This is a genomic window from Asticcacaulis sp. P2_B1 (assembly GCF_056404915.1).
The window spans coordinates 173,609-199,561 of record NZ_JBFUDD010000003.1 but is presented as its reverse complement, the minus strand read 5'-3'; the positions used below and the strand labels follow the sequence as shown (position 1 = coordinate 199,561).

Annotated in this window: 25 protein-coding genes; 9 read left to right on the top strand and 16 right to left on the bottom strand. The window is 58.7% G+C overall.

From position 1 onward, the window contains the following. Nucleotides 1–201 precede the first annotated feature (201 nt). On the bottom strand, nt 202–711 hold the full coding sequence (locus AC1DX3_RS10120; protein ID WP_476989157.1) for a MarR family winged helix-turn-helix transcriptional regulator: 510 nt from the start codon (nt 709–711) through the stop codon (nt 202–204). A 223-nt stretch (nt 712–934) separates the two neighbouring features. Between AC1DX3_RS10120 and AC1DX3_RS10115 the strand changes: the two genes are divergently transcribed. From AC1DX3_RS10115 to AC1DX3_RS10100, 4 genes are all read left to right on the top strand, one after another. Continuing rightward, a complete protein-coding gene (locus AC1DX3_RS10115) occupies nt 935–2,353 on the top strand; it encodes a chloride channel protein (RefSeq protein ID WP_476989156.1) in 1,419 nt (472 codons plus the stop codon). 211 nt (nt 2,354–2,564) lie between these two features. Then, nucleotides 2,565–2,909 carry a cupredoxin domain-containing protein gene (locus tag AC1DX3_RS10110; protein ID WP_476989155.1) on the top strand — a complete coding sequence of 115 codons (345 nt, stop codon included), beginning with the start codon at nt 2,565–2,567 and terminating at the stop codon, nt 2,907–2,909. Nucleotides 2,910–2,914: 5 nt separating this feature from the next. Continuing rightward, nucleotides 2,915–3,655, top strand: coding sequence for a hypothetical protein (locus AC1DX3_RS10105; RefSeq protein ID WP_476989154.1), 741 nt, complete (start codon nt 2,915–2,917; stop codon nt 3,653–3,655). A gap of 14 nt (nt 3,656–3,669) precedes the next feature. After that, nucleotides 3,670–4,503 (top strand): FTR1 family iron permease, encoded by an 834-nt coding sequence (locus tag AC1DX3_RS10100; RefSeq protein ID WP_476989153.1) that lies wholly within the window; start codon nt 3,670–3,672, stop codon nt 4,501–4,503. 38 nt (nt 4,504–4,541) lie between these two features. Here the strand turns inward: AC1DX3_RS10100 and hemN are convergent, their stop codons facing one another. From hemN to AC1DX3_RS10075, 5 genes are all read right to left on the bottom strand, one after another. After that, complete coding sequence (hemN, locus tag AC1DX3_RS10095; RefSeq protein ID WP_476989152.1) at nt 4,542–6,035, bottom strand: oxygen-independent coproporphyrinogen III oxidase; 1,494 nt, start codon at nt 6,033–6,035, stop codon at nt 4,542–4,544. A gap of 15 nt (nt 6,036–6,050) precedes the next feature. Beyond that, nucleotides 6,051–6,740, bottom strand: a complete 690-nt coding sequence (locus AC1DX3_RS10090) for an anaerobic ribonucleoside-triphosphate reductase activating protein (protein WP_476989151.1) — start codon at nt 6,738–6,740, stop codon at nt 6,051–6,053. Nucleotides 6,741–6,743: 3 nt separating this feature from the next. Beyond that, nucleotides 6,744–8,735 carry a ribonucleoside triphosphate reductase gene (locus AC1DX3_RS10085; protein ID WP_476989150.1) on the bottom strand — a complete coding sequence of 664 codons (1,992 nt, stop codon included), beginning with the start codon at nt 8,733–8,735 and terminating at the stop codon, nt 6,744–6,746. Nucleotides 8,736–8,939: 204 nt separating this feature from the next. Beyond that, nucleotides 8,940–9,809: a hypothetical protein gene (locus AC1DX3_RS10080; protein WP_476989149.1), complete on the bottom strand. Its 870-nt coding sequence runs from the start codon at nt 9,807–9,809 to the stop codon at nt 8,940–8,942. Between the two features lie 86 nt (nt 9,810–9,895). Next, nucleotides 9,896–10,600 (bottom strand): alternative oxidase, encoded by a 705-nt coding sequence (locus AC1DX3_RS10075; protein WP_476989148.1) that lies wholly within the window; start codon nt 10,598–10,600, stop codon nt 9,896–9,898. A 545-nt stretch (nt 10,601–11,145) separates the two neighbouring features. Between AC1DX3_RS10075 and AC1DX3_RS10070 the strand changes: the two genes are divergently transcribed. The 5 genes from AC1DX3_RS10070 to mobA all read left to right on the top strand — a co-directional run bounded on the left by AC1DX3_RS10070 (nt 11,146) and on the right by mobA (nt 13,725). Continuing rightward, nucleotides 11,146–11,811 (top strand): hemerythrin domain-containing protein, encoded by a 666-nt coding sequence (locus tag AC1DX3_RS10070; RefSeq protein WP_476989147.1) that lies wholly within the window; start codon nt 11,146–11,148, stop codon nt 11,809–11,811. 79 nt (nt 11,812–11,890) lie between these two features. Continuing rightward, entirely contained in the window at nt 11,891–12,139 is a 249-nt protein-coding gene (locus tag AC1DX3_RS10065) for a MoaD/ThiS family protein (RefSeq protein WP_476989146.1), read from the top strand. Continuing rightward, nucleotides 12,136–12,600, top strand: coding sequence for a molybdenum cofactor biosynthesis protein MoaE (locus tag AC1DX3_RS10060; RefSeq protein WP_476989145.1), 465 nt, complete (start codon nt 12,136–12,138; stop codon nt 12,598–12,600). Before AC1DX3_RS10065 ends, AC1DX3_RS10060 begins: the two co-directional genes overlap by 4 nt. Nucleotides 12,601–12,602: 2 nt before the next feature. Further along, nucleotides 12,603–13,094 carry a cyclic pyranopterin monophosphate synthase MoaC gene (gene moaC / locus AC1DX3_RS10055; protein ID WP_476989144.1) on the top strand — a complete coding sequence of 164 codons (492 nt, stop codon included), beginning with the start codon at nt 12,603–12,605 and terminating at the stop codon, nt 13,092–13,094. Beyond that, complete coding sequence (gene mobA, locus AC1DX3_RS10050) at nt 13,075–13,725, top strand: molybdenum cofactor guanylyltransferase (protein ID WP_476989143.1); 651 nt, start codon at nt 13,075–13,077, stop codon at nt 13,723–13,725. The genes moaC and mobA overlap by 20 nt, the downstream gene beginning before the upstream one ends. On the opposite strand, the gene AC1DX3_RS10045 is transcribed toward mobA, so the two are convergent. The 10 genes from AC1DX3_RS10045 to AC1DX3_RS10000 all read right to left on the bottom strand — a co-directional run bounded on the left by AC1DX3_RS10045 (nt 13,681) and on the right by AC1DX3_RS10000 (nt 25,953). Continuing rightward, nucleotides 13,681–14,898: a molybdopterin molybdotransferase MoeA gene (locus AC1DX3_RS10045; RefSeq protein WP_476989142.1), complete on the bottom strand. Its 1,218-nt coding sequence runs from the start codon at nt 14,896–14,898 to the stop codon at nt 13,681–13,683. The two genes, mobA and AC1DX3_RS10045, sit on opposite strands and share 45 nt — an antisense overlap. A gap of 35 nt (nt 14,899–14,933) precedes the next feature. Continuing rightward, complete coding sequence (locus AC1DX3_RS10040) at nt 14,934–15,692, bottom strand: sulfite exporter TauE/SafE family protein (protein WP_476989141.1); 759 nt, start codon at nt 15,690–15,692, stop codon at nt 14,934–14,936. An 84-nt stretch (nt 15,693–15,776) separates the two neighbouring features. Next, entirely contained in the window at nt 15,777–16,406 is a 630-nt protein-coding gene (locus AC1DX3_RS10035; RefSeq protein ID WP_476989140.1) for a carbonic anhydrase, read from the bottom strand. Next, entirely contained in the window at nt 16,399–16,953 is a 555-nt protein-coding gene (locus tag AC1DX3_RS10030; protein ID WP_476989139.1) for a hemerythrin domain-containing protein, read from the bottom strand. The genes AC1DX3_RS10035 and AC1DX3_RS10030 overlap by 8 nt, the downstream gene beginning before the upstream one ends. 17 nt (nt 16,954–16,970) lie before the next feature. Then, nucleotides 16,971–18,182 (bottom strand): hypothetical protein, encoded by a 1,212-nt coding sequence (locus AC1DX3_RS10025; RefSeq protein WP_476989138.1) that lies wholly within the window; start codon nt 18,180–18,182, stop codon nt 16,971–16,973. Nucleotides 18,183–18,185: 3 nt separating this feature from the next. After that, a complete protein-coding gene (locus AC1DX3_RS10020; RefSeq protein WP_476989137.1) occupies nt 18,186–19,268 on the bottom strand; it encodes a peptidylprolyl isomerase in 1,083 nt (360 codons plus the stop codon). 4 nt (nt 19,269–19,272) lie between these two features. Continuing rightward, the gene (gene narI, locus AC1DX3_RS10015) at nt 19,273–19,980 is read right to left on the bottom strand and encodes a respiratory nitrate reductase subunit gamma (RefSeq protein ID WP_476989136.1); all 708 of its coding nucleotides are present in this window, start codon (nt 19,978–19,980) and stop codon (nt 19,273–19,275) included. Nucleotides 19,981–19,982: 2 nt separating this feature from the next. Beyond that, nucleotides 19,983–20,690 (bottom strand): nitrate reductase molybdenum cofactor assembly chaperone, encoded by a 708-nt coding sequence (gene narJ / locus AC1DX3_RS10010; RefSeq protein ID WP_476989135.1) that lies wholly within the window; start codon nt 20,688–20,690, stop codon nt 19,983–19,985. 2 nt (nt 20,691–20,692) lie between these two features. Continuing rightward, nucleotides 20,693–22,225: a nitrate reductase subunit beta gene (narH, locus tag AC1DX3_RS10005; protein ID WP_476989134.1), complete on the bottom strand. Its 1,533-nt coding sequence runs from the start codon at nt 22,223–22,225 to the stop codon at nt 20,693–20,695. Then, nucleotides 22,222–25,953, bottom strand: coding sequence for a nitrate reductase subunit alpha (locus AC1DX3_RS10000; RefSeq protein WP_476989133.1), 3,732 nt, complete (start codon nt 25,951–25,953; stop codon nt 22,222–22,224). The genes narH and AC1DX3_RS10000 overlap by 4 nt, the downstream gene beginning before the upstream one ends.

The following is a 25,953-nucleotide window of genomic DNA, read 5'->3' as shown; positions in this document are numbered from 1 at the left end:
GGCTACCTCTCGGATTTCGCAGCGTCTCGACGGCGCACAATGTCACCGATCGTCGCGGGCATTAAGTTGGCTGATATAACCTGAAAACATGCATTGTTGCCCCGCACCGCAGGGCAGCCAAAGCAATGCTTCATTTATCCGGGCGCACAATGCCCTCGCCGCCGTTTACGCGCAGAGGCCTCAATGCCTTATTTTACGAGCCTAACTGTTCTTCCGGACAATACTCTCCAGCGAGTCGGGAGACTTTTCCGCAAAAAACATCTCAGGCGTCTGCGCGTCGAGGTCGGTGGCTGCGATCAGGGCGGCGAGGCCCTTAGAGAGGTTGTCAAGGTCTTCGGGCGGAAGGGATTTGACTGCGGCCATCAACCGCTCGTGCGCCGTAGGCGGACTTAGCTCGACCAGCGCAACGCCCTGTCCGGTCAAACGCACATCGACCCTGCGCCCGTCCTCAAGCGAGCGATCGCGCGTCACAAGGCCCTTGGTCTCGAGCCGCGAGACGATTTCGGACACGGTGCTTTGATGGGTGAAGGTCAGGGCCGCCAACGCATTGACCGAAACGGCGCGCTTGTCGTGAATCTGTTTCATGACGAGCATTTGCGCCGCCGTCAGGCCCGTCAGTTCTTCGCTGTGGGACGCCGAGGATCGCAAGGCCTGCACGATTCGGCGCAGGGCATTCATGACGGTGTGGGCGGGAAGATTGGTTTTCGACATGCAGTGTATTGGAGCCGATCATGTGGCCTAAGGCAATGCCAATCCGTTCCGTCCGGTTCGCAGGCAACACCTAGTGCGCCGCACAAATTTATTGACGACGTGTCTGGACATTCATGGCGCTAAAATATATTGGAGCCAATATATTTTAGCCCAATCGAATCCGCTGTTGCCGCGACGCGTGCAGTCTTCGATGACGCCCGAGCGTCCAAGTGAAAGCTGAGCCATGAGTTCCGACGATCTGAAACAGGCCTCGACGACCCCGGGCCTGCCCTTGTCGCTCGGCATCGGCCCCCTGCTTGAAAAGGCCGACGTCGAAAAACATCCGCGGGCGCTCAACCGCCGCAGCTTGTTGATCAGCGCATTGTGTATCGCGCTGGCCATTGCAATCACGCCCATCGCACGCGGCCTGATGGGGCTCATTGGCCTGATTACCAACCTGGCGTTCTACGGTCGCATATCGAGTGATCTCGCCTCTCCTGCCGGCAATCACCTCGGCTACCTCGTCATTTTCGTCCCGGTCATCGGCTCCCTGATCGTCGGCCTGATGGCGCGTTTCGGCGCCAAGGCCATTCGGGGCCACGGCATCCCGGAAGCCATGGAACAGATCCTGACCAATGACAGTCGCATTCCCGTCCGCATGACGTTCCTGAAGCCGCTGTCTGCCGCCATCGCGATCGGTACCGGCGGCCCTTTCGGTGCGGAAGGACCGATCATCGCAACCGGCGGTGCTCTGGGATCTCTGATCGGACAATTGATTCACGTCTCTCCGCATGAACGCAAGACGCTCCTGGCCGCCGGAGCCGCCGCGGGCATGACGGCGATCTTCGGCTCGCCATTTTCGGCTATTCTGCTCGCGATCGAATTGTTGGTGTTCGAGTTCCGTCCTCGCTCGTTTATTCCCATCACCTTCGCGGCTCTGGCGGCTATTGCCTTGCGGCCGGTCTTCTTCGGAAACGCGCTGCTTTTTCACCTCCCGCCCCTGGCAGCAGCGACGCCCGGCGATCTCATCGCTTTCGGTCTCGAAGGACTGGTCCTAGGTCTGTTCGCAGTCGTTATCGCCAAATCGACCTACGTCATCGAGGACGTGTTCGAGCGCCTGCCGATTCACTGGATGTGGTGGCCCGCAATCGGCGGCGCCGTGGTCGGCATCGTCGGCATCTTTTCGCCGCACACCATGGGCGTGGGCTACGACAACATCGACCACATCCTGAGTGGAAAATTCGTCGGCACGGCCCTGCTGGTGTTCTGCCTGTTGAAATTCGCGTCATGGTCGATCGCCCTGGGCAGCGGGACTTCAGGCGGGACCTTGGCCCCTATTTTCACGATCGGCGGAGGCATTGGGGTGATGACAGCACAAATGTTCAACGCGATCGTCCCCGGAACGGCAATGGACCTGCGCATGGCAGCCCTCGTCGGCATGGCGGCGTGCTTTGCCGGGGCGTCGCGCGCCCTGTTTGCGTCGATCCTGTTCGCGCTGGAAATCACCGGGCAGTTCAATACGCTTCTGCCCCTGCTAGCCGGGTGTTCAACAGCCTTCCTGGTCTCGGCCTTCCTGAAGAAGACGACGATCATGACCGAAAAGCTCGTCCGGCGCGGACACCACGTGCCCTCTGAATACACGGCCCACGTGCCCAAGACGTGAACCCGCCTATCTCGCTAATATAGCTAGCTCCTCACGAATTCTGACGTAGCCACTGCCCCTTGCCTCCGCCTCGGCCCCGCGCCAGCAGGCCCTTAGCCCTGCGACAATTTGGCTTTCCGTATTGATTGACCGCGCAAGCGATAATGATTATCAACTGCAACACAATTGAGAAATATTCTCAGTTGCATTGAGTCGCCGAAGGAGTTCCGCGTTGTCCGGTCGCAGTGTTTTTCTGAGTGCCCTCGTCGCCGCGGCGGTGGTGGCGGTGCCGTCGAGCCACGCCTCGGGCGCCGACGAGCTCTTCGTCATCACGCTGAAAAACCATACCTTCTCGCCGCAAGTCCTGGTCGTGCCCACGGACAGGAAGATCCGGCTGACGATCCGCAATCAGGACCCGACTCCGGCGGAGTTCGAAAGCAACGCGCTCAACCGCGAAAAGATCGTCGGCACCAATGCCGAGATTACCGTCTTCGTCGGCCCGCTGAAGGCCGGCACCTACGGCTATTACGACGATTTCCACAAGGCGACGACAGCCGGCAAGATCGAGGCGAAGTAGATAAAGTGACCCGCATATCAAGACTATTCGCCGCGCTCAGCGTCCTCGCCGGCGGTCTTTCCCTGGCATCAACCGCTCTTGCCGGCGACAAGGTCTATTCCCCCAATATCGTCAAGGGCGAGCTGGAAATCGAATATGCCGGATCGCACACCTTTTCCGCCAATCCGGACAAGAATAACGCGCAGTCGCACGAAATCGAGTTCGAATATACGCCGACTGACCACCTGAAGCTGGAACTGGAAGGCTCTTACGTGCGCGAGCCCGGCGATAAGCTGATATTAGACGCGCGCGAATTCGGCGGCATCTACCAGGTCTTCCAGACCGGCGAAAAATGGGCCGACGTCGCGCTCAAGGTGATGTACGTCAAGGCCGCCCTGGACGGCGACAAGGACGCCATCGAGGCCAAGCTGCTGATCGAAAAGCAGACGGGCCGCTTCCTGCACCGCGCCAATATCGGTTTCAAGCAGCCGCTCGGGGCCCATGCCGGCCAGGCGGACCGGGTTTTCCTGTGGAATACGCGCTATCTTTATAACGAGCATTTCAATCCCGGCATCGAAATCCAGAGCGATTTCGGAACCGCCTCCGAGGGCAAAAACTTCAATACCCAGGAACATTACGCCGGTCCCGGCGCCTACGGCACGATCGTGCCTGGCCTGAAGTACGAAGCTGTCTATTTCTGGGGACTCAGCAAGCCGACGGCCAGCCACGGCATCCGCGTCCTGCTCGAATATGAAAAGTATTTTTAAGGTCCAGTTGTCCGATGCTCGCAACTCTCATCATCGTCCTGCGTGAACTGATCGAGGCCGGCCTGGTCATCGGCATCGTCCTTGCGGCGACGCGCGGCGTGCCCGGACGCGGCCTGTGGATCGGTGGCGGCGTCGCCGGCGGGCTCCTTGGCGCCTGCGTGATCGCCCTGTTCACCGGGGCCATCTCGCAAGCTTTCGAAGGCATGGGACAGGAGCTGTTCAACGTCGCCGTTCTCCTGATCGCCGTCGGCATGCTGACCTGGCACACGGTGTGGATGGCAAGTCACGGCCGCGAGATGGCGGCTGAACTGAAGACAGCCGGGTCGGCTGTCGTCTCCGGCGAGAAAACGCTGATGGCGCTGGCGATCGTGGTCAGTATCGCCGTCCTGCGCGAAGGCTCCGAGATCGTCCTTTTCCTCTATGGAATCGCCATCTCCGGCCASGAACAACCCGCCAACATGGCGATGGGCGCAGGGCTGGGTGTCCTGTTGGGTGCGGGTCTGTCGGCGCTGATGTATGTCGGCCTGGTGCGCATCCCGATGAAGCATTTCTTCGCGGTGACCGGCGGCATGATTGCCTTGTTGACCGCCGGTCTTCTGGCCCAGGCCGTAAGCTTTCTTGAGCAGGCCGGCATCGTCAATGCGTTTTCCGGCGTGCTTTGGGATTCTTCGGCAATCGTCGCTCAGGACAGCGTGCCCGGCAAAATCCTGCACACCCTGGTAGGCTATATGGATCATCCGACCGACGCCGAACTGCTCGCCTACCTTCTGTCGCTTGCGGTAACCTTCGGCCTGATCCGGCTAACCGCACTGGGTGCGGACAAGCAATTCACGCCTCGTCGGTCGTAAGGCGTACTCCCTCAGAGCTTTGGCGCATGCGTGCGAGGTCAGGCGACCTTGGAATACCGGTGATCGCCCACCATATTCGACGAATGCGGATCGAAGACGCTGGCGACCGACCTGACAAGCATCCGCAATGGCGAGTGAAATACGACCTTTCGGTCCGCTACCGTAACCAGGCCGGCGGCAATGAACTCCCCGAGTTGCTCAAGCTCGCTGTCCAGATAGCTGAACGGCAGCTCGTGGTCGATGAGGATGTTTCCGATGTCGATCTCGAAATAGCACATCAACTCCGCGATGATCGCCTTGCGCAGCTTGTCTTCACCTTCGAAGCGCCACCCCCGGCTCGTCGCCAATTGCGCCTTGTTGATCGTATTCTGGTATGTCGTGCTTTGAGGAATGTTCTGGAAAATGCCTTGATCCAGTTCACTGATCGACGAAGCGCCGAACGCAATCAGACGGTCATTCGGCTGGTCGGTATAGCCCATGAAATTGCGCCTCAAGGTGTGATTGTCCAGCGCATTGGAAAGACCGTCGCCGGGCTGGGCGAAATGATCGATGCCGATGGCTCTGTAGCCCCGGTCCTGAAGGGTCCGACTGAGCAACAGGAAGAAATCGGCCTTGTCTTCGGTCGTCGGCAGCGTTTCTTCGTCAATCAGGGTCTGATGCTTCTTCATCCAGGGCACATGCGCATACGAAAAAGCACTGATGCGAGTGGGTTCAAGGCAACGAACCTCGGTCAGGGTGACCGCCAGACTTTCCAGCGTCTGCAGCGGCAATCCATAGATCAGGTCTATTCCGATCGATTGCAGGCCGTGTGACCTGAGCAGTTCGACACTCGCCTGAATGAGTTCGATCGGCTGAATGCGATTTATCGCGCGCTGAACCTCGGGATTGGTATCCTGAACCCCAAGGCTGACGCGATTGAACCCCATCGCCGAATAGGACTGAACTTTGGCAGGCGTGATGCGCCGCGGGTCGAGTTCGATCGATATTTCGGCCGACATATCGATCGAAAAAGTCGATTTCAGCGCATCGAACACCGCAGCCATGTCTTCGGGAGAAAGAATTCCCGGGGAACCGCCGCCAAAATGGATCGAGTGCACCGTCGGTCGAAAGGCCATTAGCCCTCCCACCATGTGAATTTCCCGGGCCAGGCTCTCAACGTAGGTGGAAACCGGCGAGTAGCGCTTCGTAATGTGGGTGTTGCAGCCGCAGAAATAACACATCTGTTCGCAAAACGGCACGTGCAGGTAAAGACCTACACTTTGGTCCGGTTGCAGCGATTGCAGCGCGGTTTCGTAGGCAACCGACGGCATGGCGCCGAAATGGTGAGCGGATGGATAGCTCGTATAGCGCGGCGCTTCCTTACCGAGGAAGCGCTGCACATCCTGCTCTTGCCATGATCTTTGCATTGGCTCCCTTCCTGTGTGCGCGCCAAGTTGCCGGCTCAAGCAGAGCACGTCCAGGCGTCCGGAAAAATCAAGAATATCAATCGACCGACCCAAAACCTTTATGCCGGACAGTCTGACGCGTGACATTGGATCCAGATCATTTCAGGAAAAGTTCCGGAACCGGATGTCCACTCCCGCCCCGGCCAGGTTCGTCAAGTCCAGCCTTCGGGACGGCGCCTTGAGATTGCCGAGCGTCCGGCCCATCCTGAAGTTCTGCAGAACAAAGGTGCCGCGAAATCCCACGTCTTCGAGAAGGCGGATCATCGTCTCGATGTCACGACGATCAAGCAGGTCGGCGTGCACCGTGGTGCGCAATTCCTTGCCGATCGCCGCCGCCGCAACCAAATGGAGCGAACGAAGAAAATCCGGCCAGGCGGACATCCCTGTAATGGCCTCGAATTTTACCGCTGGCGCCTTGAAATCAAGCGCGATAAAATCAACCAGACCGGCATCCAATAGTCCTGCGAGCATTTCCGGACGCGTTCCGTTGGTGTCGATCTTGACCTTGAATCCCAGGTTTTTCAAATATCCGGCGAGTTGCGGCAGCGCCGGCGACAGCGTGCATTCGCCTCCCGACAGGACGACCCCTTCGAGACGGTCCCGGCGCGAGGCCAGGAACCGTTCGATCTTTTCGTGGGGTAGCTTCGCCAGCGTTCCCTTCACCAGTTCGGGGTTATGACAATAGCCGCAGGCCATATTGCAGCCCGAGAACCACAGGATGCAGGCCGTGTGCTCCGGGTAGTCCTGGAAGGTGAAGGGCGTCACGCTGGTGATCGGCAACTTGCGCCACATAGTCTATTCGGCCGCCTCACACCGGAACAACGGCAGGTTCGTAGCCCCTTCCTTGAAGTGCAGGCGCTCCTTATGCTCGCCCTTTTTGCCGAGGTTGAAGCTGGCGACCGGGCGATGGTAGCCCATCACCCTGGTCCAGACGAGCGTCTCCTTGCGACAGGTCGGGCAGTGGCTCTGTTCTCCCGCCAGATAGCCATGGGTCTCACAGACCGAAAACACCGGCGTGATGGTGATATAAGGCAGGCGGTAATTCTCGATCACCTTGCGCACCAGCCGCTTGCACGCTTCTCCCGAGGAAATCCTTTCGCTCATATAGAGGTGAAGAACCGTCCCGCCGGTATATTTGCATTGCAAGGCGTCCTGCAGATCGAGCGCCTCATATGGGTCTTCCGTGAAGCCAACCGGCAACTGGCTGGAATTGGTGTAGTAGATATTTTCATCAAAGCCAGCCTGCAGGATCCCCGGATAGTGCTTCGCGTCTTCCTTGGCGAAACGGTAGGTCGTGCCCTCCGCCGGCGTTGCTTCGAGATTATAGAGGTGGCCAGTATCCTCCTGGTAGACCTTCAGTCGCGCCCGCATGACGTCCAGAATATCCTGACAGAAGGTTATGCCGCGCGGGTCTGTGACATCGTAGGCATCAAGCGTGAAATTGCGCACCATTTCGGTCATGCCATTGACGCCGATCGTGCTGAAATGGTTGCGAAAGTGAGGCAGGTAGCGGCGCGTATACGGATAAAGGCCGCGATCGTACATTTCCTGTACGAAGACGCGCTTCTTCTCCAGCGAGGAGCGCGCCAGATCCATAAGCACTTCGATTTCGGCCAGAAGCCCCGGCATATTGCCTTTGAACCGATGGCCGAGGCGCGCCATGTTCAAGGTCACCACCCCTATGGAGCCGGTCATTTCGGCCGACCCGAACAGCCCGTTGCCGCGTTTCTGCAGTTCGCGCAGATCCAGTTGCAGACGGCAGCACATGCTGCGCACTGCATGCGGTGCGTAGGCGTCCGGATTGGGCTCGCGTTCGCCCGCAGCATTCAACCGGTACTGGCTCCCGATGAAGTTCTGAAAGTAGGAGCTGCCGATTTTGGCGGTGTTCTCGAACAGCGCTGTCGCCACGGGACTATCCCAATCGAAATCCTCCATGACGTTGACTGTGGGAATCGGGAAGGTGAAAGGTTGCCCCTGTGCGTCGCCCTCGGTCATGACTTCGTAATAGGCGATGACGATCTGCTCCATTTCGGGTTGGAAATGGATATAGCTCATGTCTTCAAGCGCGGCCGCGCCGCGCCGGTTGGCCTCGGCCAAAAGGGTCTCGTCTTTAATCCCCTTGAAGAGGTGCAAACTGCCGGCCGTCGGGAAGTTGTCACGCAAGTCCGGGGGGACGGTGATGTCGAGCGTGATGTTGGTGAAGGGGCTTTGCCCCCAGCGCGCGGGGACGTTGAGGTTATAGACGAAGCTGCGGATGGCCTTCTTGATATCCGCGAACGACAGTTGGTCCTTGAAGACATAAGGCGCCAGATAGGTGTCAAAGGAACTGAAGGCCTGAGCTCCGGCCCATTCGGATTGCAGGATACCGAGGAAGTTGGCCATCTGGCCGAGCGCCTCGCGAAAATGGCGTGGCGCACGGCTGGCGACTTTGCCGGGCACGCCATTGAAGCCTTCGTCGAGCAAGGCGCGCAGGCTCCAGCCCGCACAATAGCCTGTGAGGCAATCGAGGTCGTGGATGTGCAGATCGGCCCGACGGTGCGCCATGGCTTCTTCAGGGCTATAGACATGGTCCAGCCAGTAGTTGGCGATGATCTTGCCCGCCGCATTATTGATGAGGCCGGCATTGCTGTAGGATGTATTGGCATTGGCGTTGACCCGCCAATCCTGTCGCAGGATGTATTCCTCAACGGTTTGCTTGCAGTCGACCAGAGCTTCTGGGAAGCTCCTGTCCGAACGCGTGGGAAGCAGGAAATCGAGTGCGCGCAGTCCGCCGTCACTATCAGCCATGGTAAGCTCCAAAATCAAAATATAGGTCTTCTGTTCGACTTAGATACTATATGTTGATTTCCAGAAGCACCTTTGACGCCTATCAAACGCCCAATTGAAATTCTTGGATGGATTTTGAAAAGCGCGCAGGCAGAGAGGGCAACTCGCCGCGGTTGCCCTCTCTGCCTGCGATAGCTGCAAGCGCGGACCCGTGCCCAATAGGGATCAATGCGTGAGGAAAAGCGGAATTTCGGCCTGACGATACAGATCGATTGACGTGCCGCCGATCAGCCTCTCGACGATGGCATTCTGCCCATAGGCACCAGCCGCAAGCAGTCCGGCGCCGACCTCCTGGGCCTTGGACAACAGAAGCTCGCCTACCGCATTGGCGCCCTGCTCGATGAAATGGACCTTTGGCACAAAACCATGGCGCCTCAACCAATACATGACGGCCGGATCGTCGCGCACATCGATCTTCTTGTTGTGTTCCACCACGGAAATAATGTGAAGTCGGCAGTTCACCTGCAGGAACGGCAGCAAATTATGGAGCGCGCGGGTGGCTTGCACGCTGCGGTCCCAGGCCACCGCGACATCCCCGTCGAAAAGATCACCCGCATCAAGGCCATCCTCTTGTGACGGTGTCAAAAGGACGGGTCTTCCAGAGCGTAAGAGCGTGCTCATAAAGGCGTCCGGGGTCGCGTCCTTCCTGACCGGGGTTCTTGAGCAAATGACGAGGTCATTTGTGCGTGCGACACGCGGCACGACTTTTTCGGCAAATCCCGTCAAAGCTTCGTAGCCGACGCCCGTTTGGTAAAACTCTCTGGAATTCAATCGTCCCCGCCATAGGTCTTTCCCCAGCTTCTCTGCCCGCACCCGAACCATCCAGCCAACCTGATCGGCTATATGGCCGTGCGTATTGATCAGGCTTGCTTCCTGCGCAGGGTTCAATTCGAGATACGGATCGATCGGTTCGGTAACGTGCAGAACATGCACAAAAGCCTTGTGCTGAACGGACAAGGCCAAGGCGAGATCGAGTGTTCTCAACTGTTTCTCGGCGCCATCAAACAGGCATAAAATTGACCTCAATCCGGTCATCTGCGCCTCCCATCTCCGCTGGGCTGATAGGCCCGCCAAAATTAAATCCACCGCCACGAACTAACGAGGCGGGGATCATTGAATTTTCAAGCTGCTTCCTTGCGGGTGAATTGAACGATCTCAAGCGCGTGCTCCGGGTAGGGGGCGATGGCTCCAGTCGCGGGTTGCACACCCTTCAGTTCGTTCGAGAAGCCGTGGTTGACGTCACGATGATGCGCCTCGTCAGCGCGGACCAGGAGAACGACGTCGCGCAACGTCGAACCCGCAGGCATCTTCCAATAACGCATAGCGATTGCCGGCGCCGGGACGTTGGCACTGCGGCCTTCGTCGATCTCGGCCAGGTAGTGGGTATAACTAATTACCGCTTCTTCCTCGAAATAACCGACCACCCGATGGGCGGTCTTCGCCGAGATGAGATAGAGGAGGAAGAAGGCAACGTAGAAGATCCATTGCACGCCGATAATGACCAACCGTTCGAACAGGGTCGGCTTGGCGATCTCAACAAAGGTCATCAAATGCATACGCTCGTTTTCTGCCTCCTCCATCAGGGTACGGATCCAGCCGTTATCATCCGTCATCCGTCGCAGGCACTTCAGGTGATTTATGGTCGCCCCCACCATACCCGGAACAGCGGCGACCGTTTCGAGAACGACAGCCCGATGGCCATAGCGCTTTGCAAAAAAGGTGTCGGCGCAGAAGCGCAGAAGCTTGGTAAAGCCGAAGGCAAAGTGGTCGGAAAAGCCGACAGGCTTATGGTGGACGTCGAGGTCGACAAAAGGGGCGTTCGTCATAACAATCTCCAGGAGAACTTGACGTTGGTGATAACCCCAGAGCCGCAGCTGCGCATTGACATTGCCGGAACGGCTCGGCGAATAACGTCAATCGCCCGGTTGCATTCCTCGATAGTTGAATTGATATCTATCAATTCAACTATCGTCGCTCTGGTTTTCAAGCACCCCTGACGGAGCAGCGAGCGAGCCGCAATTTTTGGCTTGTAACGTGCGTCAGCCGGAGCGTGACGGCGCAATTCTTGATATTCGTCAATTGAAAGGTCACTTGTGCATCCTGCGGGCGAAGCCGGATCAAGAGCCCCATCGATCCTAGGCTGGCTCGTATGCCGTTATACCGAGATCGGGCGATGTGGAATGCCGATGCCAGATTTCTCACTTGCCAGATCTTTCATTTGAATGATCAGCCTTACTGAAAACCGGCCCCGGCAATACCAACCCAAAAATGTCAATTGCTCGACCGAAGTGCATTGACCAAGGACTTGACCGCCTTGAATGCCTTTTCGTTTGAAAGGCCTTATACTACGGCATCCACTGGAGTAGCTGGAATGTCACTTGCACACCTTCTCGTCCGCGATCTGGTCGGGAATTTGATCGGCGCCAGCGACGTCTTTCGCCGGTACGAAGTCGACTTTTACCGCATTGGCGGGCTTGAGCTATGGGAAGCCGCCGCGAGGCAAAAGATCAGCCTTGACCGGATTGCCGAGGACCTTTCGACGCTTGCGCCCAATCCTTCTCCTCCGCCGACCTCCATGTTCGGCCTCATGACCTATATAGACACGCGCTACCGGATGGTTCATCGCACGCAGTTGCTTGCCGCCATAGGACTCGCGAAAGCCGTTGAAGCAAGGCGGGCGGCGCAATCCTTTTGTCCGGCAGGCCTTTCAAAGGCCCTGACCTTGCTGTTCGACACCCTCGAAGATCACCAGGACAACGAGGAAAGCAATCTCTTCCCGGCGATGATCAATAGCCCGCAGCATTTGTTGCGATATCCCGTGTGCCGGGCGATGCTTGAACACGACGAAATCAGCGATCAACTCGATACGCTTGCCCGGTCCACGGAGGGCTATGTGGCGCCGAAGGGCTCCCCGCGCAGCCTCAGGGTTTTGTACCAACTCTGCAGTGCCCTGGATGGCGATATCCGGCTGCACATGCATCTGGAAAACAATCTGCTTTTCCCTCCTTTTGCCGGCGGTAAGGACATCGCGTCCTGACCTCCTACCCGGATCCGCGGCAGTATTCGGCTACCGGCTCTCGCCCCGTTTCCCCAATTTGTTGTGATCGACGGCCGCTATGATTGAAGTGCTATTTTTTGGACGCATGGCCGATGTTATTCGCGAACGCAGCCTCAAGCTTGACCTGACTGGAACGCGTAAGACATTGTTCGCGCTCAGGGATGACCTGTTCAGGGAGGCCTCCGAAGCCGGCCGGGTAAGCCTCAATGCCATCCAGATGAGCGTGAATCAGGCCGCAACGCGGATTGACCAGCCGCTATCAGACGGCGATGAAGTCGCATTTTTCTCGGTGTTTTCAGGCGGATGATCATTTCCGATTTTCAAACCAACCTGTCGGATCAACCGCTGGATATCGTGCGTCTTCAAGCCGGCTTTCTTAACGCGTTTGGTCATTGCGGCGCGATGACAACTTTCGTTGGAATCGTTCGGCAGCAACGAGACGATCAGATCGTTCAGTTTCTCGAACTCGACTGGTATCCTGGATTGAGTGAACGATCCCTTGAAAGTGTCGCCCGTGACACAGTGCAACGATTCAGCGTCGCGGGCCTGACGGTCGTACATCGATGCGGGAAGGTCATGGCCGGTGAGCCGATTGTGTTCGTGGGTGCGGCCGGATCGCACCGGCGCGAAACGTTCGATGCCGTTGATTACACCATGGACAGGCTTAAGTCGGATATCGCCCTTTGGAAGCGCGAGGTCGGTCCTGATCTCGATCATTGGGTCGAGCCAACTCATGATGACTCAAACGACCTTCGCCGCTGGGGCTGACTATGACCGACAGTTCCCTGACTCATCTCGACAAAGCCGGGCGGGCCCGGATGGTCGATGTATCGGACAAGGCGCCGACGGCCCGGACTGCAACAGCTTCCGGGCAATTGGCTTGTTCGCTTGCGACCCTTCAACTGGTGCGCGATGGCAAAGCCCCCAAGGGCGCGGTCATATCCACTGCTGAACTCGCCGGCATCATGGCCGCAAAGCAGACTTCAAACCTCATACCGCTTTGCCATCCCCTCGCCCTGACCAAGGTAAGCGTACGTATTGAGCCGAATGCAAGCCTCCCCGGTTTCGACATAAGCTGCGAGGTCAGGACGACTGGACCAACCGGAGTTGAAATGGAAGCTCTAACCGGTGTGAGCATCGCTGGTCTGACCCTCTTTGATATGTTGAAGGCGGTTGACAAGACGATGAGCATTCGGAGTATCTGCGTAGACTCAAAGACGGGTGGAAAATCCGGAGCAACCTATGGAGCCGATAGCATCTGACCATGAGACGGCGTCATCAATGCTTGTAATTCTTGCAGGCGGTCTCGGACGCCGCATGGGCGGAAACAAGCCCTTGTATCCACTCCAGGGAAGCAGCCTGATCAAAAAAGTCATCGATCGTCTGCCGCATAAGAATGTCGATATCCGGATAAACGCAGGTGCCCTTGGAGGTGGGTTGGCTGGGCCGTTGTCTCAGTTCGGCCTGGATATTCTGTTTGACGAAGATATCTATGCCGGCCTTGGTCCCATGAGTGGGGTATGCACCGCCCTTCACGTCGCCGCGAACCTCGGCAAAAAGGAAGTTATTACCGCGCCCTGCGATATGCCTGCTTTGCCGGTCGACTTTATTTCGCGCTTGAGAGAAGCCTGCGTGCAGGACTGCGATGTCGTTCATTTCAAGGGTCAACGTGACTATCCCCTTTGCGCCTTGTGGAGCACCCGCCAACTCCCGCACCTGCTGCAGGCGCTGGAGGCCTCCAAGGTTCGCGGTGGATTGGGTGTGATGAAATACCTCGATAGCGTAAAAGTTCGCCACGTCCCCGTCACTGACGATCGGGAGTTCCTGAACGTCAATACGCCCGAAGATTTAGCGTCGGTCCAATCGAATGAAGGGCACAAGGTCGCCCGGTAGCGTCGCCGGCGCGCGGGCCGGCCGAACGACAAGAGCGTCTGATAGCGCAAACACCTGAATTAGCGCTGAGTCCTGATCGGCAAAGGCCTTCAACACCGGGCGGCCCTCGTCGTCCGGTACGATCTTGGCCCGCAAATAGGTTTGCCGCTCGCCGTTGCTCGTAAGCGCGTCAGCGCACGGCAGGCTCAGCGTCTCATCGCAACCAACTCTGCCCAGCGACCTTTCAATGAATGGCTTCAGGAACAGTTGGGCGCACACGAAGGCGGAAGCCGGATTGCCAGGCAAACTAAGGACTCTCGTGCCGGCCTTCAGTACGCCGAAGGAGGTTGGACGGCCTGGACGAAGATCTACCTTGTCAAAAGAGGACTCATACCCCAGCGACCGCATGGCCGGCTTTACCAGGTCATAGTCTCCGACCGAGGCGCCCCCGACCGTCACGATGAGGTCTGCTTCGATCTTGCGAAGCGCCTTCGCAATGCCCTTAAGGCTGTCTTCCTCGACTCCGACGAATGTGGGCTTGCCACCCCATGCCTTTACCAGACTCAAAAGTCCAAATGACGTCGACTCGAATATCTGGTCGTCGCGCACGGCTCCTCCCGGCGGGACGAGTTCGTTGCCCGTGCAAAGGATGGCTATCCTTGGTCGGGCTGCTACGCAGATGCGGGAAGCTCCGGTGGCAGCAACGAGTGAAAGTCGCCAGGCGTCTAGTCGCTCACCGGCCCTTGCAACCGTATCTCCAGTTTTAAAGTCCTGACCCGCGGGCCGAATATGAGTCTTCTTTTCCCTCGTCCCCTCGGCGGAAACGGCAATCCTGTCTCCCGCGCGGGTAACATTTTCCTGAATGATCACCGTGGTGGCTTGCTGCGGCACAGGCGCACCGGTGAATATCCGAACGGCCTCACCTGGATTGAGTCCCCCCAAATAGGCCTTACCGGCCTGGCTTTCGCCAACGACGGTAAAGTTGATTGTGCCTGGGGAAGCGGGATCGAGTGAGTGTATGATCGCATAACCGTCCATTGCCGACGACACGAATGGAGGCTGATCCCGGCAGGCGACAATGTCCTGCAGCAATGTGCGCCCGTCGCAATGGCCAAGCGCTCGCTTCTGCGATCGGGGCATCGGGGCGGCCGCTTCTAACAGGGAAGTGGCTTCATCAACCGTGACTACTCGCATATCAATCTATCCACAAAGCTAAAAAATTGATCGGCTTACGTAAAAGCAAATTTCGTCGCGGCAATTAACAGTACGATCGCCAAAACCCGTTGTAACAACAGGGGTGCGAGCCATCGAATACCGATTTGAGTGCCCAAGGCTGCGCCAAGCAATGCCGGGATGACGAGATAGGGCACGAGAGTCGGCAAGTGGCCCAAGGTCCGGTAACTGCCTGCGAGACCAGCGAGTGAATTCACCAATATGAATGGCGCTGTAAGTCCGGCCGATTGACGGGCGCCTGCCCAGCCGGAAAAAATCAAGATCGGACTGAGAAAAATGCCTCCGCCCGTCCCCGTCAACCCCGACAGAACCCCAATTGCTCCACCGGTCACCGCTGCCGGCACAAGTGGAGGAACGGGAGCGGCCTCGCCGAGTTGGGCTACTTTCGGCTCGCGAGGTTTGATGGCAAGCCTCAACGCGGCGACGATGAGAACGAACGCGAGGAGTGACCTGTACCAGTGGCCGGGCAACTGCACCATTCCGCCTACGAAGGCCAAAGGTACTGACGTAAGAATAAAGGGCAGCAGTGCACGGAAATTGACCATCTCCGCGCGATAAAGCCGATAGGTTGCGAACCCGGCGACAAGAATGTTCAACACCAGTGCTGTCGCCTTCATTGATGCAGGGGCAACGCCGAATAGCGCCATTGCGGCGATATATCCTGATGCACCGGCATGGCCGACTGACGAATATATCACCGCCGCGCCAAAAATGAGCGCGATGAGCATCCACATGTCGGGAGCAGCAAGAGGCATAGTTATTTCCTGAGAAGGACACAGACGCAGGTTCGCCGATCTGCGCGGCATTTCAAAACCCGGCCAGGGATGGCGGTAGCTAGCCTACGCACGTTTGACCGATCGAACCGGTCTCGGCAGCTTGGTCACGCGCGCAACAGCAATGCCAGGGTCGCGCAGCAAACCGTCTCGTGCCGACCACAGGGCGCCTTCAATCTTCAGGCTGCCGACAGCCAGACGCGCTTCGACAAGAGGATGTTCGGAGAGGTTTCGCACCTGCATCCGCACATTCAATTCACACAGAGACTGAATTTGCGCGTCCTCGCTGACAATCTCGTCAAGATGGCGCCGGTTCTGCTTGAACAGGCTGCGGATGGGATTGGTCCAGCAGCCGACGACATCTCGAGCCTCATCGCGCAGAATGCCCCGCAGACAGTTACATCCGTAATGGCCGCAGACAACAATGCGATCAATGCGAATGCTCTGCAGAGCGTAGGCGATGGTCGCCGAGAGGTTCGCATCCTGCGAGGACACCTGGTTGCCGAGATTGCGGTGCACCAGGCATCCTTCGTCCTGGAAGGGAGCGACTTCCAGAGACGGGAGTGCATTGTCGCTGCATCCTATCCACAATATCTGCGGATCGGACGTTTTGGCTCTGGTCTTGAATACGTCAGGATCAGCCTCTGTCTGTTCCGCGACCCAAGCCAGATTTCGCCTGAAGATTTGGCTAGTCATTTTTCCCACCGCCGAGGAGCCGGCCGCGKCGTGCGGCCAATCGCGCGCTGAGGGCCTGAAGGTCGCATGACTGCAGCCGCATACGCGCGATCGGGAGAACGACCGCGTTCTCAAGCGCAATATGCTTGCGCTCGTGCGCGGCGAAATCCGCCATAAGGACGCGCAGTCCCGGAATCAGGGACGGCGCCTTCCGTTCCGCCTGAGCCTTCAGCAGCCCCGAAAGAAGCCCGGAGACGCGGTCGACGTCGCTAGTATGCTCTCCGCTCAACACGCCGAGAACATGCTCAAGATCATCCTCCGGCGCCGCGCGGCGGCGAAGGAGGGGAAAAAGATCTTCTTCCTCGTCGAGAACATGCAAGGGCATGTCATGCTGCAGAAAGCCGATAACTTCAGCCATGCCTTCATCGTTATAAGCCGCAGACGTCGCCAGCGCGTCTATCAACTTGCACAGTTGGCGATGGCGGTAATGCTCCGCGAAGAGCCAGTTCAGAGGCTCGTGGATTAAAGCATCCGGCAGCTTCTCAATTTCCATTTCCTGAACGTCCATACTGCGCCTCCAGAAGATCAATAGCTATAGTCGAGAGCGAGCCAGATCTTCGTACGGCTCTTCATCGCCGGCAGTGCGCCGGAAAAATCCGCCATCTGGACGCTCGCCGAGACCTTCTTGGTCAAGGGAACCGAAACGCCCAAGTCCCACTCGGACCCATAGTGAAATTTGCCGCGCGTGGAGCGGAAATCATGCCAGGCGACAGTCGCTTTAAGTGACTGAACAGGCCCCTTCAGCGTCACCGTCCAGTTGCCGGCCGCGAAGGTATCGCTCAGCCCCTGCACCGGCGTCGCCAGGAAGACATCCGCCCAGCCCTGGAAAGGATGAAGCGTCGCGAGCGGCGTCTGGAAGGCAAAGGTGCCGTCGCTGCCGAGTTGCTCGCGATTGAGGCTGACTGCCAGCGTGCTCGTCTTCACTCCGAGACTGAAGCTGGTGTAATCAAGAGCAAAGTGACCGGGGTTGCGACCATGGTCCGTTTGCCGCGCCCATTCCGCGCCATAGGTGACGGCGGCGCCTTTGCCCGCCGGATGCTCGCCGGTCAGCCGACCGCCGAGCGTGGCGCTCGACTGGGTGGGCGCGTTATCGAAATCCAACAGATAGTCGTAAACGCTCAACGTCCCGATTGCCGTCTTTCCACTGCCATTGACGACTTGCACGGATCCGTCCCAATGGCCTTGTATACTTTTTTCGCCGAAGACCCGATTCACGCGGTTGGCAATGGCATAGGTCAGGGTGACACCCGGAATGGCCGTTGTCGCAATCTTCAAACCGTCAAAGGTCTGCTCGGTCTGGCGAAAGGCGGAATCGCCGATAAAGCGCGCATTGTCGAGAACGAGAATTTGCCGGCCAAGCACGACCTGTGTTTTGGGTGCTCCGGTCCAGATGACCTGCAGGCGATTGATGCGGCTACCTTCCGGATCGGCGATCACCGGGAATGAGGCTTTGCCATTGACGGTACTATTGTAATCGGACTGGAATGCGGTAACGGCCTCGCCCTCAATGAGAAACGAGAAGTCGCCGGCTTTCGGTGACTGCCAACCCAGTTGGGTTCGTAAAGTCAGGGCGTTGGCATTGCTCGAGAAACCGTCCTGGTCCACCGTTTCCGATCGAAGCCGGTTGGTGAATATGACCGTTCCTTGGTCGGCCGCAGCGTCAGCCGCAAGAGGAGCAAGAGCGAGAGCGAGAGCGCTGACGAAGCTCAGTAACGCGAACCTGGTAATGCACAACATGGCTTAGGTCTTTTTGATAAGGGTAAATGTCTTTTTCGCAGGCGGCGCCAAACGCGACTTGAGAATGCAGGCCACGCTGGCCAGCATGGGATCGTCCGACCCTTGCGCCGCGGAAACCAGTTGGGTGAAGGACTCGTCATCGGCATGGTCGAGGAAATGGCGAACTTCGCTGCGGATGAGATCGACCACGGTCTTGCCTTGGGCATCAGATGCCGCACTGACGCGAGACAACAGGTCCGGATCGACTGCGGCCAACCAGGGCTCGATCCGCTCGGCCATCCGCTCGTCATCGACAAGGCCTCCGAGAGACAGACTGGGTTTTTCGATATCGCCGGCCTCGCCCAACCGAAGCGCAACCCCCTTAGCCTTCGAGGCATCGAGCAAGCCTTCGACATATTTCGCTGACGCAGCCACCCAGGCCCGGCTTTCAAGATGCATCAATATCTTGGACTTCACGGCGTCAAACGGCAGGCGCTGACGCACGACACGGCGATCCAGGCGCAGAATGTGCCAACCAAACTGTGAAGCAACGGGTTCAGGGTAAATCGCCCCGACAGGTGTCGATAGGAGGGCTTCCTCGACTTCCGCCACCAGGTCGCCACATTGAAGTTGGCCGAGCGAACCGCCAATCTGACCCGATGGACAAACCGACAAAGATTTGGCGAGCCCCGCAAATCCACTTTGGTCCGCAAGCAATTGCTTCACGAGGTCGAAAGCCAGGTCGCGCGATGACTCCAACACTAGGATGTGCGACGCTTCGTAAAGCTCCGGTGTGAAGAAGTTGTCCGGCCGGGCTTCATAGAAACGAAGGCATTCCGCTTCGGACGGCACCTGAGGCGTCAGGTCATGCGAAAAAACTTGCCGGATCAATGCCTCTTCTGCGGTTTCCAGACGGCCAGCTTCATCGGGCTCGGGCTCCGGCGTAAGCAACAGTTCCGTCGCCCGGTTGAGCAGCAGCGCCTTGATGGCCAGGGCCCGCGCCGCGTTCTTGTGGGCCTCCGCCGACGTCGCCGCCGGATGGTTTGGCATTTCGTCACGGATCAGTTGTTCCGGGATTTCGACGCCTTCGATAACAAGGGATGTCATGAGCTTATTTCCTGCGGATTTCGGAGATGTCGCGGCGCGTGCGGACCAACTGCCAGCCCCGGCGATTGAGGTACCAGATCGGCGCCGACAGCATGTGGACCAGGCGCGTGAAGGGGAACACGAGAAGGATCGTCATGCCCAGGATCAGGTGTGCTTTGAAAATCGGGCTGACGTCGGCGACGTAGGATGCGACGCCGGCCTTGAAGGTGAATATGCCCTGGGCCCAGGTCATGAACTTGATCATTTCCGAACCGTCGAGGTGCTGCGCCGACAGCGGAATGGTCGCCAGGCCGAGGCAAAGTTGAAGGGTCAGCAAAGCCAGGATGGCGATATCGGCGAAACTCGACGTCTTGCGGATGCGGGCATCGAACAGGCGGCGATGGAGCAGGATAAGCGCCCCGGCCAGGCCGAACGCGCCGGCAATGCCGCCAGCTATCATAGCCAGTAACTGCTTGGCCATATGCGCCACGCCGAAAAAGTTGAAGACGGCGATCGGCGTCAGCAGGCCGACAAGATGCCCGCCGAAGATGACGAGAATGCCGAGGTGAAAGAGCACCGAGCCCAGGACAAGTTGCTTGCGGCGAAGGAGCTGAGATGACCCCGAGCGCCAGGTATATTGCTCGCGGTCGAAACGCAGGATCGAACCCAGGGCCAGGACCGAAAGCGCGATGTACGGATAGACACCGAACAGGAAGCTGTTGAGGATTTCCATGACTACAGCCCCCCCGCGATAGCCGGCCGTTTGACGGCAGGCGTCGAGCGCATGGCCTCGACCAGGGCTTCAGCCTTCGGGCAGCCGGCCTCACCCGGGCCGAAGGTGACGGCGGTCTCTTCCCAGGTCTTGTCGAGCGCCTCCAGGTCGTCCGGGTCTTCTTCCGGTTCCGCAAGCAAAGCGGCCAGGACGTGGGCTTCGGCCCGGACGCCGGCGAGCACGACCAGGGCGTCGAAGACGGCCTTGTACCTGCTGTCACGTTTCTTCAGACGCTCGCCCATGGCTTCGAGGACATGCACGGCTTCGGCCAGGAATGACGCGGCCTCGGCTTGCGCCATGGTCGACAGGAATTCGAGGAACACCGGCAGGAAGTCCGGCAATTCGTTGGCGGACAGCTCGAGATCACGGCTGCGGTAAAGCTCAAGCAAGGCCACCATCGCCTGACCGCGCTCGCGGCTTTCACCATGGACGTGCTCATAGAGGTTGAGCGACAGCGACCGTGTGCGGTCGAAGATGGCAATGTAGGCTTCCTGCAAGTCGTATAGGTCGCCTGCGACGAGATCGTCGATCAGTTCAGATAGATCCGAAACCACACTGGGGTTCAGCATGCCTTCGAGCTTCAGGACGTCCCGTATGGCTTCGGCGTCTGCCTTTATGTCCTGGGTCGGATAGGCCAGCAGCCGGGCCAGGCCTTGGTAGGTATAAGCCATGATTACAGATCCTTTGCTCTGGCAGCCATCGGAACGGCTTTGGGCTTCCTGATTTTGCCGAATAGTCCGACCTCGGTCTGACCGCCCGAGCAGCCGTTGCCGAAGGTGAAGCCGCACGAGCCGCGCAGGTCGTAGGCATCTTCCGCGACTTCACGGTGGGCCGTCGGAATGACGAAGCGATCCTCGTAATTGGCGATGGCCATGATCTTGTACATATCCTCGACCTGGGCGACGCTTAAGCCGACCTTTTCGGTGATGGCGGCGTCGATGCGACCGTCGATAGTCTTGGCGCGCATGAACATCCGCATCGCCATCATGCGTTGAAGCGCAGTGATGACAGGCGCTTCAACGCCGGCCGTCAGCAGGTTCGCCAGGTATTTGGCGGGGATGCGCAACGATTTGACGTCGGGCATTTCGCCATCCATTTCGAGGGCGCCGGCCGAGGCGGCCGCCTGAATGGGCGACAAGGGCGGGACGTACCAGACCATCGGCAATGTCCGGTATTCCGGATGCAGCGGAAAGGCGATCTTCCAGTCCATGGCCATCTTGTAGACGGGGCTGAAACGCGCCGCCTCAAGCCAGGCTTCGGGAATGCCGTCGAGCCGCGCTTGCGCGATGACCTTGGGATCATGTGGATCAAGGAAGACGTCGAGCTGGGCCCGGTATAGGTCCTTTTCATCGGCCGAAGCTGCCGCTTCGATACGATCGGCGTCATAGAGCAGAACGCCGAGATAGCGGATGCGGCCGACGCAGGTTTCCGAGCAAACGGTCGGCAGGCCGACTTCGATGCGAGGGAAGCAGAAGGTGCACTTTTCCGATTTTCCGGAATTCCAGTTGTAATAGATCTTCTTGTACGGGCAGGCCGAAACGCACATGCGCCAACCGCGGCACTTGTCCTGATCGATCAGGACGATGCCATCTTCCTCGCGCTTGTAGATGGCGCCGGATGGACAAGCGGCGACGCAGGTCGGGTTGAGGCAGTGCTCGCACAGGCGTGGCAGATACATCATGAAGGTGTTCTCGAAGGCGCCGTACATCTCCTTCTCGATGCCTTCGAAATTGACATCCTTGGAGCGTTTGGCGAATTCGCCACCCAGGATTTCCTCCCAGTTCGGCCCCCATTCGATCTTTTCCATGCGCTGGCCGGTGATCTTCGACCGCGGCCGCGCCGTCGGGAACGCCTTCATTTCCGGCGCCGTCTGCAGATGGCCATAATCGAAATCGAAGGGCTCGTAATAGTCGTCGATTTCCGGCAGGTCCGGGTTGGCAAATATCTTCGACAGGATGCGCCATTTGGCGCCCATGCGGGGCTCGATCTTGCCGTTGGCCTTGCGTGTCCAGCCACCGTGCCACTTCTTCTGGTTTTCCCACTCCTTGGGATAGCCGATGCCTGGCTTGGTCTCGACATTGTTGAACCAGGCGTATTCGACGCCTTCGCGGTTGGTCCAGACGTTCTTGCAGGTCACCGAACAGGTGTGACAGCCGATGCACTTGTCGAGATTGAGCACCATGCCGATTTGCGCACGAATCTTCATTGTGCCTGCTCCTTCTTGTTAAGTTTCTTTTCGAGCCAGTCGACTTTTTTCATTTTGCGGACGACAACGCATTCGTCGCGATTAGAGCCGACCGTTCCGTAATAGTTGAAGCCGTAGGACAGTTGGGCGTATCCGCCGATCATGTGGATCGGGTTCAGCACAATGCGTGTGCACGAATTGTGGATGCCGCCACGCTGGCCCGTGATCTCGGAACCCGGCGTGTTGATGATCTTTTCCTGGGCGTGATACATGAAGAGCGTGCCTTCACGCATCCGCTGCGAGACGACGGCGCGCGCCGTCAGGGCGCCATTGGAATTGAAGACCTCGACCCAGTCGTTGTCGACGATGCCGACCTTGGCCGCGTCGGTTTCCGATATCCACACAACCGGTCCGCCACGATTGAGCGTCAGCATCAGGAGGTTGTCGGAATAGGTTGAGTGGATGCCCCATTTCTGGTGCGGCGTGATGAAGCTGAGGACGATTTCGGCTTCGCCGTTGCTCTTCTCGCCCTTGACCCAGGTCGTCTTCATATCCACGGGCGGCTTGTAGACGCACAGGCTTTCGCCGAAGGCCCGCATCCACAGGTGATCCTGATACAGCTGCTGACGCCCGGTCAGGGTCCGCCACGGGATCAGTTCGTGGACATTGGTGTAGCCGGCATTGTAGCAGACGTGCTCGCTCTCAATGCCGGACCAGATGGGCGACGAGATGATCTTGCGCGGCTGAGCGACGATATCGCGGAAGCGGATCTTCTCGTCTTCCTTGGGCAGCGCCAGGTGGGCATGGTTGCGACCGGTCTGTTTCTCCAGCGCGTGCCAGGATTTGACGGCCACCTCCCCGTTGGTCTCGGGCGCCAGCATCATGATGGCTTCGCAGGCGTCGATGTCCGTCTCGATCTTCGCCAGGCCGTGACTGATCCCCTCTTCCGTCACTTCGCCGTTGAGGTCCTTCAGCAATTGAACTTCGTGTCCGGTCTCCCAGAAGATGCCCTTGCCGCCATTGCCGGTCTTGGCCAGCAGCGGACCGAGCGAGGTAAAGCGCTTATAGAGATTGGGATAGTCGCGCTCGACCACGGTAATTTGCGACATGGTCTTGCCGGGGATCGGCTCGCATTCGCCCTTGTACCAATCCTGCACGTCGAAGGGCTGGGCCATTTCGCTGGCAGTATCGTGCTGGATCGGGGTCAGGATGACGTCCTGCTCGACGCCCAGCACTTCCGGCGCGATGTCCGAGAAGGTCTTGGCCAGGCCTTTAAAGATCGCCCAATCGGAGCGCGCTTCCCAGGCCGGATCGACGGCCGCGGTCAGCGGGTGGATGAAGGGGTGCATGTCCGAGGTATTGAGGTCGTGCTTTTCGTACCAGGTCGCCGTCGGCAGGACGACGTCGGAATAGACGGCCGTGGTCGACATGCGGAAGTCGTGGGTTACCAGCAGATCGAGCTTTCCTTCCGGCGCCTCCTTGTGCCAAACGACATCCATGGGCTTTTGCTCGCCGGTGACGCCCAGATCCTTGCCCTGGACACCATGGCTGGCGCCCAGCAGGTGCTTGAGGAAATATTCGTGCCCCTTGCCCGACGAGCCTAGCAGGTTGGAGCGCCAGACGAACATGTTGCGCGGCCAGTTGACCGGCTTATCGGGGTCCATGCACGACAGTTTGAGCGACCGGTCCTTCAGGGAATTGACGACATAGGTCTTGGCGTCGATGCCGGCCGCCTTCGCCGCTTTGGCGATGTCCAGCGAATTGGTTTCCAGCGCCGGCGCCGACGGCAACCAACCCATGCGCTCGGCGCGGACATTGTAGTCGATCAGGGACGCATTCCAGTCGCCTTCCGGCGCGGTCGGTGACAGCAGCTCACTGGTCGACACGGTCTCGTAGCGCCACTGATCGGTGTGGGCATAGAAGTACGAAGTGCCGTTTTGCTGGCGCGGCGGCTTGGCCCAGTCGGTGCCGAAAGCGAGCGGCGCCCAGCCCGTTTGCGGACGCAGTTTTTCCTGGCCGACATAGTGGGCCCAGCCGCCACCCGACTGACCGACGCAACCGCACATGACCAGCATGTTGATGACGGCGCGATAGTTCATGTCCATGTGGAACCAGTGGTTCATCGCGGCGCCAATGATGACCATGGACTTGCCATTGGTCTTTTCGGCATTGATCGCGAAGCCCCTGGCGACGGCGATGATCTTGTCACGCGAAACCGTGGTGATACTTTCGGCCCAGGCCGGCGAATAGGGTTGTGGGTCGTCGAAATCCTTCGGCATGAAGTCGCCGCCGAAGCCCTGATCGACGCCATAATTGGCAAGGAACAGGTCATAGACGCTGGCGACAATGGCATCGCCTTCCTTCAGCGCCATGCGCTTGACGGGGATATTGCGGACCAGGACGTCCGGATGGTCGGTCGACGCGTAGCCCACGGTGGCTGCATTGGCAAAGTACGGGAAGCCGACCCCTGAGACGTCGTCATGGACGCCCTTCAAGCCCAGTCGCAGCGAAGTTGGTTCACCTGCCCCTGATTTTTCTTCCAGGTTCCACTTGCCGTCCTCGCCCCAGCGGAAGCCGATCGAGCCTTGCGGCACCACGACTTGACCCGTGGTTTCATCTATCGCGACGGTCTTCCAGTCGGGGTTATTGGCCTCATGCATGTCGCCGATAAAATCGGACGCCCGCAGCAGGCGCTCAGGAATGAGATAGCCGTCCTTCTTGACCAGGCGCACCAGCATMGGCATGTCGGAATATTTGCGCAGGTAGTCGCGGAAATAGGGCACTTCGCGATCCTGATGGAATTCCTTCAGGATGACATGGCCGAACGCCATGCCCAAAGCCGCGTCTGTGCCCTGCTTGACCGCCAGCCAGATGTCGCCGAACTTCGAGGCTTCCGAATAGTCCGGGCAGATGACCGCCGACTTGACGCCCTTGTAACGCGCCTCGGTATAGAAGTGAGCGTCGGGCGTGCGGGTTTGCGGGACGTTGGAGCCCCACAGCAGCAGAAAGCCTGAATTGTACCAATCGGCCGACTCCGGCACGTCGGTCTGCTCGCCCCAGGTTTGCGGCGACGACGGCGGCAGGTCGCAGTACCAGTCGTAGAACGAACCGCAGACACCGCCCAGGAGCTGGAGATAGCGCGCGCCGGCCGCATAGGACACCATCGACATCGCCGGGATGGGCGAGAAACCGAAGACCCGGTCCGGGCCGTAAGTCTTGACCGTATAGGCGTTGGCGGCCGCGATGATCTCGTTGGACTCCTCCCATGTCGCGCGGACGAAGCCGCCGGCGCCACGCATCTTGGTATAGGAGTCGCGCTTCTTCGGGTCGGACTGGATCGACGCCCACGCCGCCACCGGCGATAATTTCAGACGGGCCTCGCGCCACATTTTCAACAAGCGCGACCGGATCAAGGGATACTTCACGCGATTGGCGGAATAGAGGTACCAACTGTAGCTGGCACCGCGGGCACAGCCGCGGGGCTCGTGATTGGGCAGGTCGGGACGCGTGCGCGGATAATCGGTCTGCTGGGTTTCCCAGGTGACGATGCCGCCCTTGACGTAGATCTTCCACGAACACGACCCGGTGCAATTCACACCGTGGGTCGAGCGCACGATCTTGTCGTGGCGCCAGCGATCGCGATAGGCATCCTCCCAGGTACGATCATCGTCGTTGAGGACCCCGTGGCCCTTTGAAAACAGCTCGGTCTTGCGCTTGAAAAAAGCCAGACGGTCAAGAGTATGGGACAT

Bases quoted from the DNA above. Each gene is read 5' to 3' on its own strand.
- AC1DX3_RS10120 (WP_476989157.1), bottom strand. From the start codon at position 711: ATGTCGAAAACCAATCTTCCCGCCCACACCGTCATGAATGCCCTGCGC.
- AC1DX3_RS10115 (WP_476989156.1), top strand. From the start codon at position 935: ATGAGTTCCGACGATCTGAAACAGGCCTCGACGACCCCGGGCCTGCCC.
- hemN (WP_476989152.1), bottom strand. From the start codon at position 6,035: ATGTCACGCGTCAGACTGTCCGGCATAAAGGTTTTGGGTCGGTCGATT.
- AC1DX3_RS10090 (WP_476989151.1), bottom strand. From the start codon at position 6,740: ATGTGGCGCAAGTTGCCGATCACCAGCGTGACGCCCTTCACCTTCCAG.
- AC1DX3_RS10085 (WP_476989150.1), bottom strand. From the start codon at position 8,735: ATGGCTGATAGTGACGGCGGACTGCGCGCACTCGATTTCCTGCTTCCC.
- AC1DX3_RS10080 (WP_476989149.1), bottom strand. From the start codon at position 9,809: ATGACCGGATTGAGGTCAATTTTATGCCTGTTTGATGGCGCCGAGAAA.
- AC1DX3_RS10075 (WP_476989148.1), bottom strand. From the start codon at position 10,600: ATGACGAACGCCCCTTTTGTCGACCTCGACGTCCACCATAAGCCTGTC.
- AC1DX3_RS10070 (WP_476989147.1), top strand. From the start codon at position 11,146: ATGTCACTTGCACACCTTCTCGTCCGCGATCTGGTCGGGAATTTGATC.
- AC1DX3_RS10065 (WP_476989146.1), top strand. From the start codon at position 11,891: ATGATTGAAGTGCTATTTTTTGGACGCATGGCCGATGTTATTCGCGAA.
- AC1DX3_RS10060 (WP_476989145.1), top strand. From the start codon at position 12,136: ATGATCATTTCCGATTTTCAAACCAACCTGTCGGATCAACCGCTGGAT.
- moaC (WP_476989144.1), top strand. From the start codon at position 12,603: ATGACCGACAGTTCCCTGACTCATCTCGACAAAGCCGGGCGGGCCCGG.
- mobA (WP_476989143.1), top strand. From the start codon at position 13,075: ATGGAGCCGATAGCATCTGACCATGAGACGGCGTCATCAATGCTTGTA.
- AC1DX3_RS10045 (WP_476989142.1), bottom strand. From the start codon at position 14,898: ATGCGAGTAGTCACGGTTGATGAAGCCACTTCCCTGTTAGAAGCGGCC.
- AC1DX3_RS10040 (WP_476989141.1), bottom strand. From the start codon at position 15,692: ATGCCTCTTGCTGCTCCCGACATGTGGATGCTCATCGCGCTCATTTTT.
- AC1DX3_RS10035 (WP_476989140.1), bottom strand. From the start codon at position 16,406: ATGACTAGCCAAATCTTCAGGCGAAATCTGGCTTGGGTCGCGGAACAG.
- AC1DX3_RS10025 (WP_476989138.1), bottom strand. From the start codon at position 18,182: ATGTTGTGCATTACCAGGTTCGCGTTACTGAGCTTCGTCAGCGCTCTC.
- AC1DX3_RS10020 (WP_476989137.1), bottom strand. From the start codon at position 19,268: ATGACATCCCTTGTTATCGAAGGCGTCGAAATCCCGGAACAACTGATC.
- narI (WP_476989136.1), bottom strand. From the start codon at position 19,980: ATGGAAATCCTCAACAGCTTCCTGTTCGGTGTCTATCCGTACATCGCG.
- narJ (WP_476989135.1), bottom strand. From the start codon at position 20,690: ATGGCTTATACCTACCAAGGCCTGGCCCGGCTGCTGGCCTATCCGACC.
- narH (WP_476989134.1), bottom strand. From the start codon at position 22,225: ATGAAGATTCGTGCGCAAATCGGCATGGTGCTCAATCTCGACAAGTGC.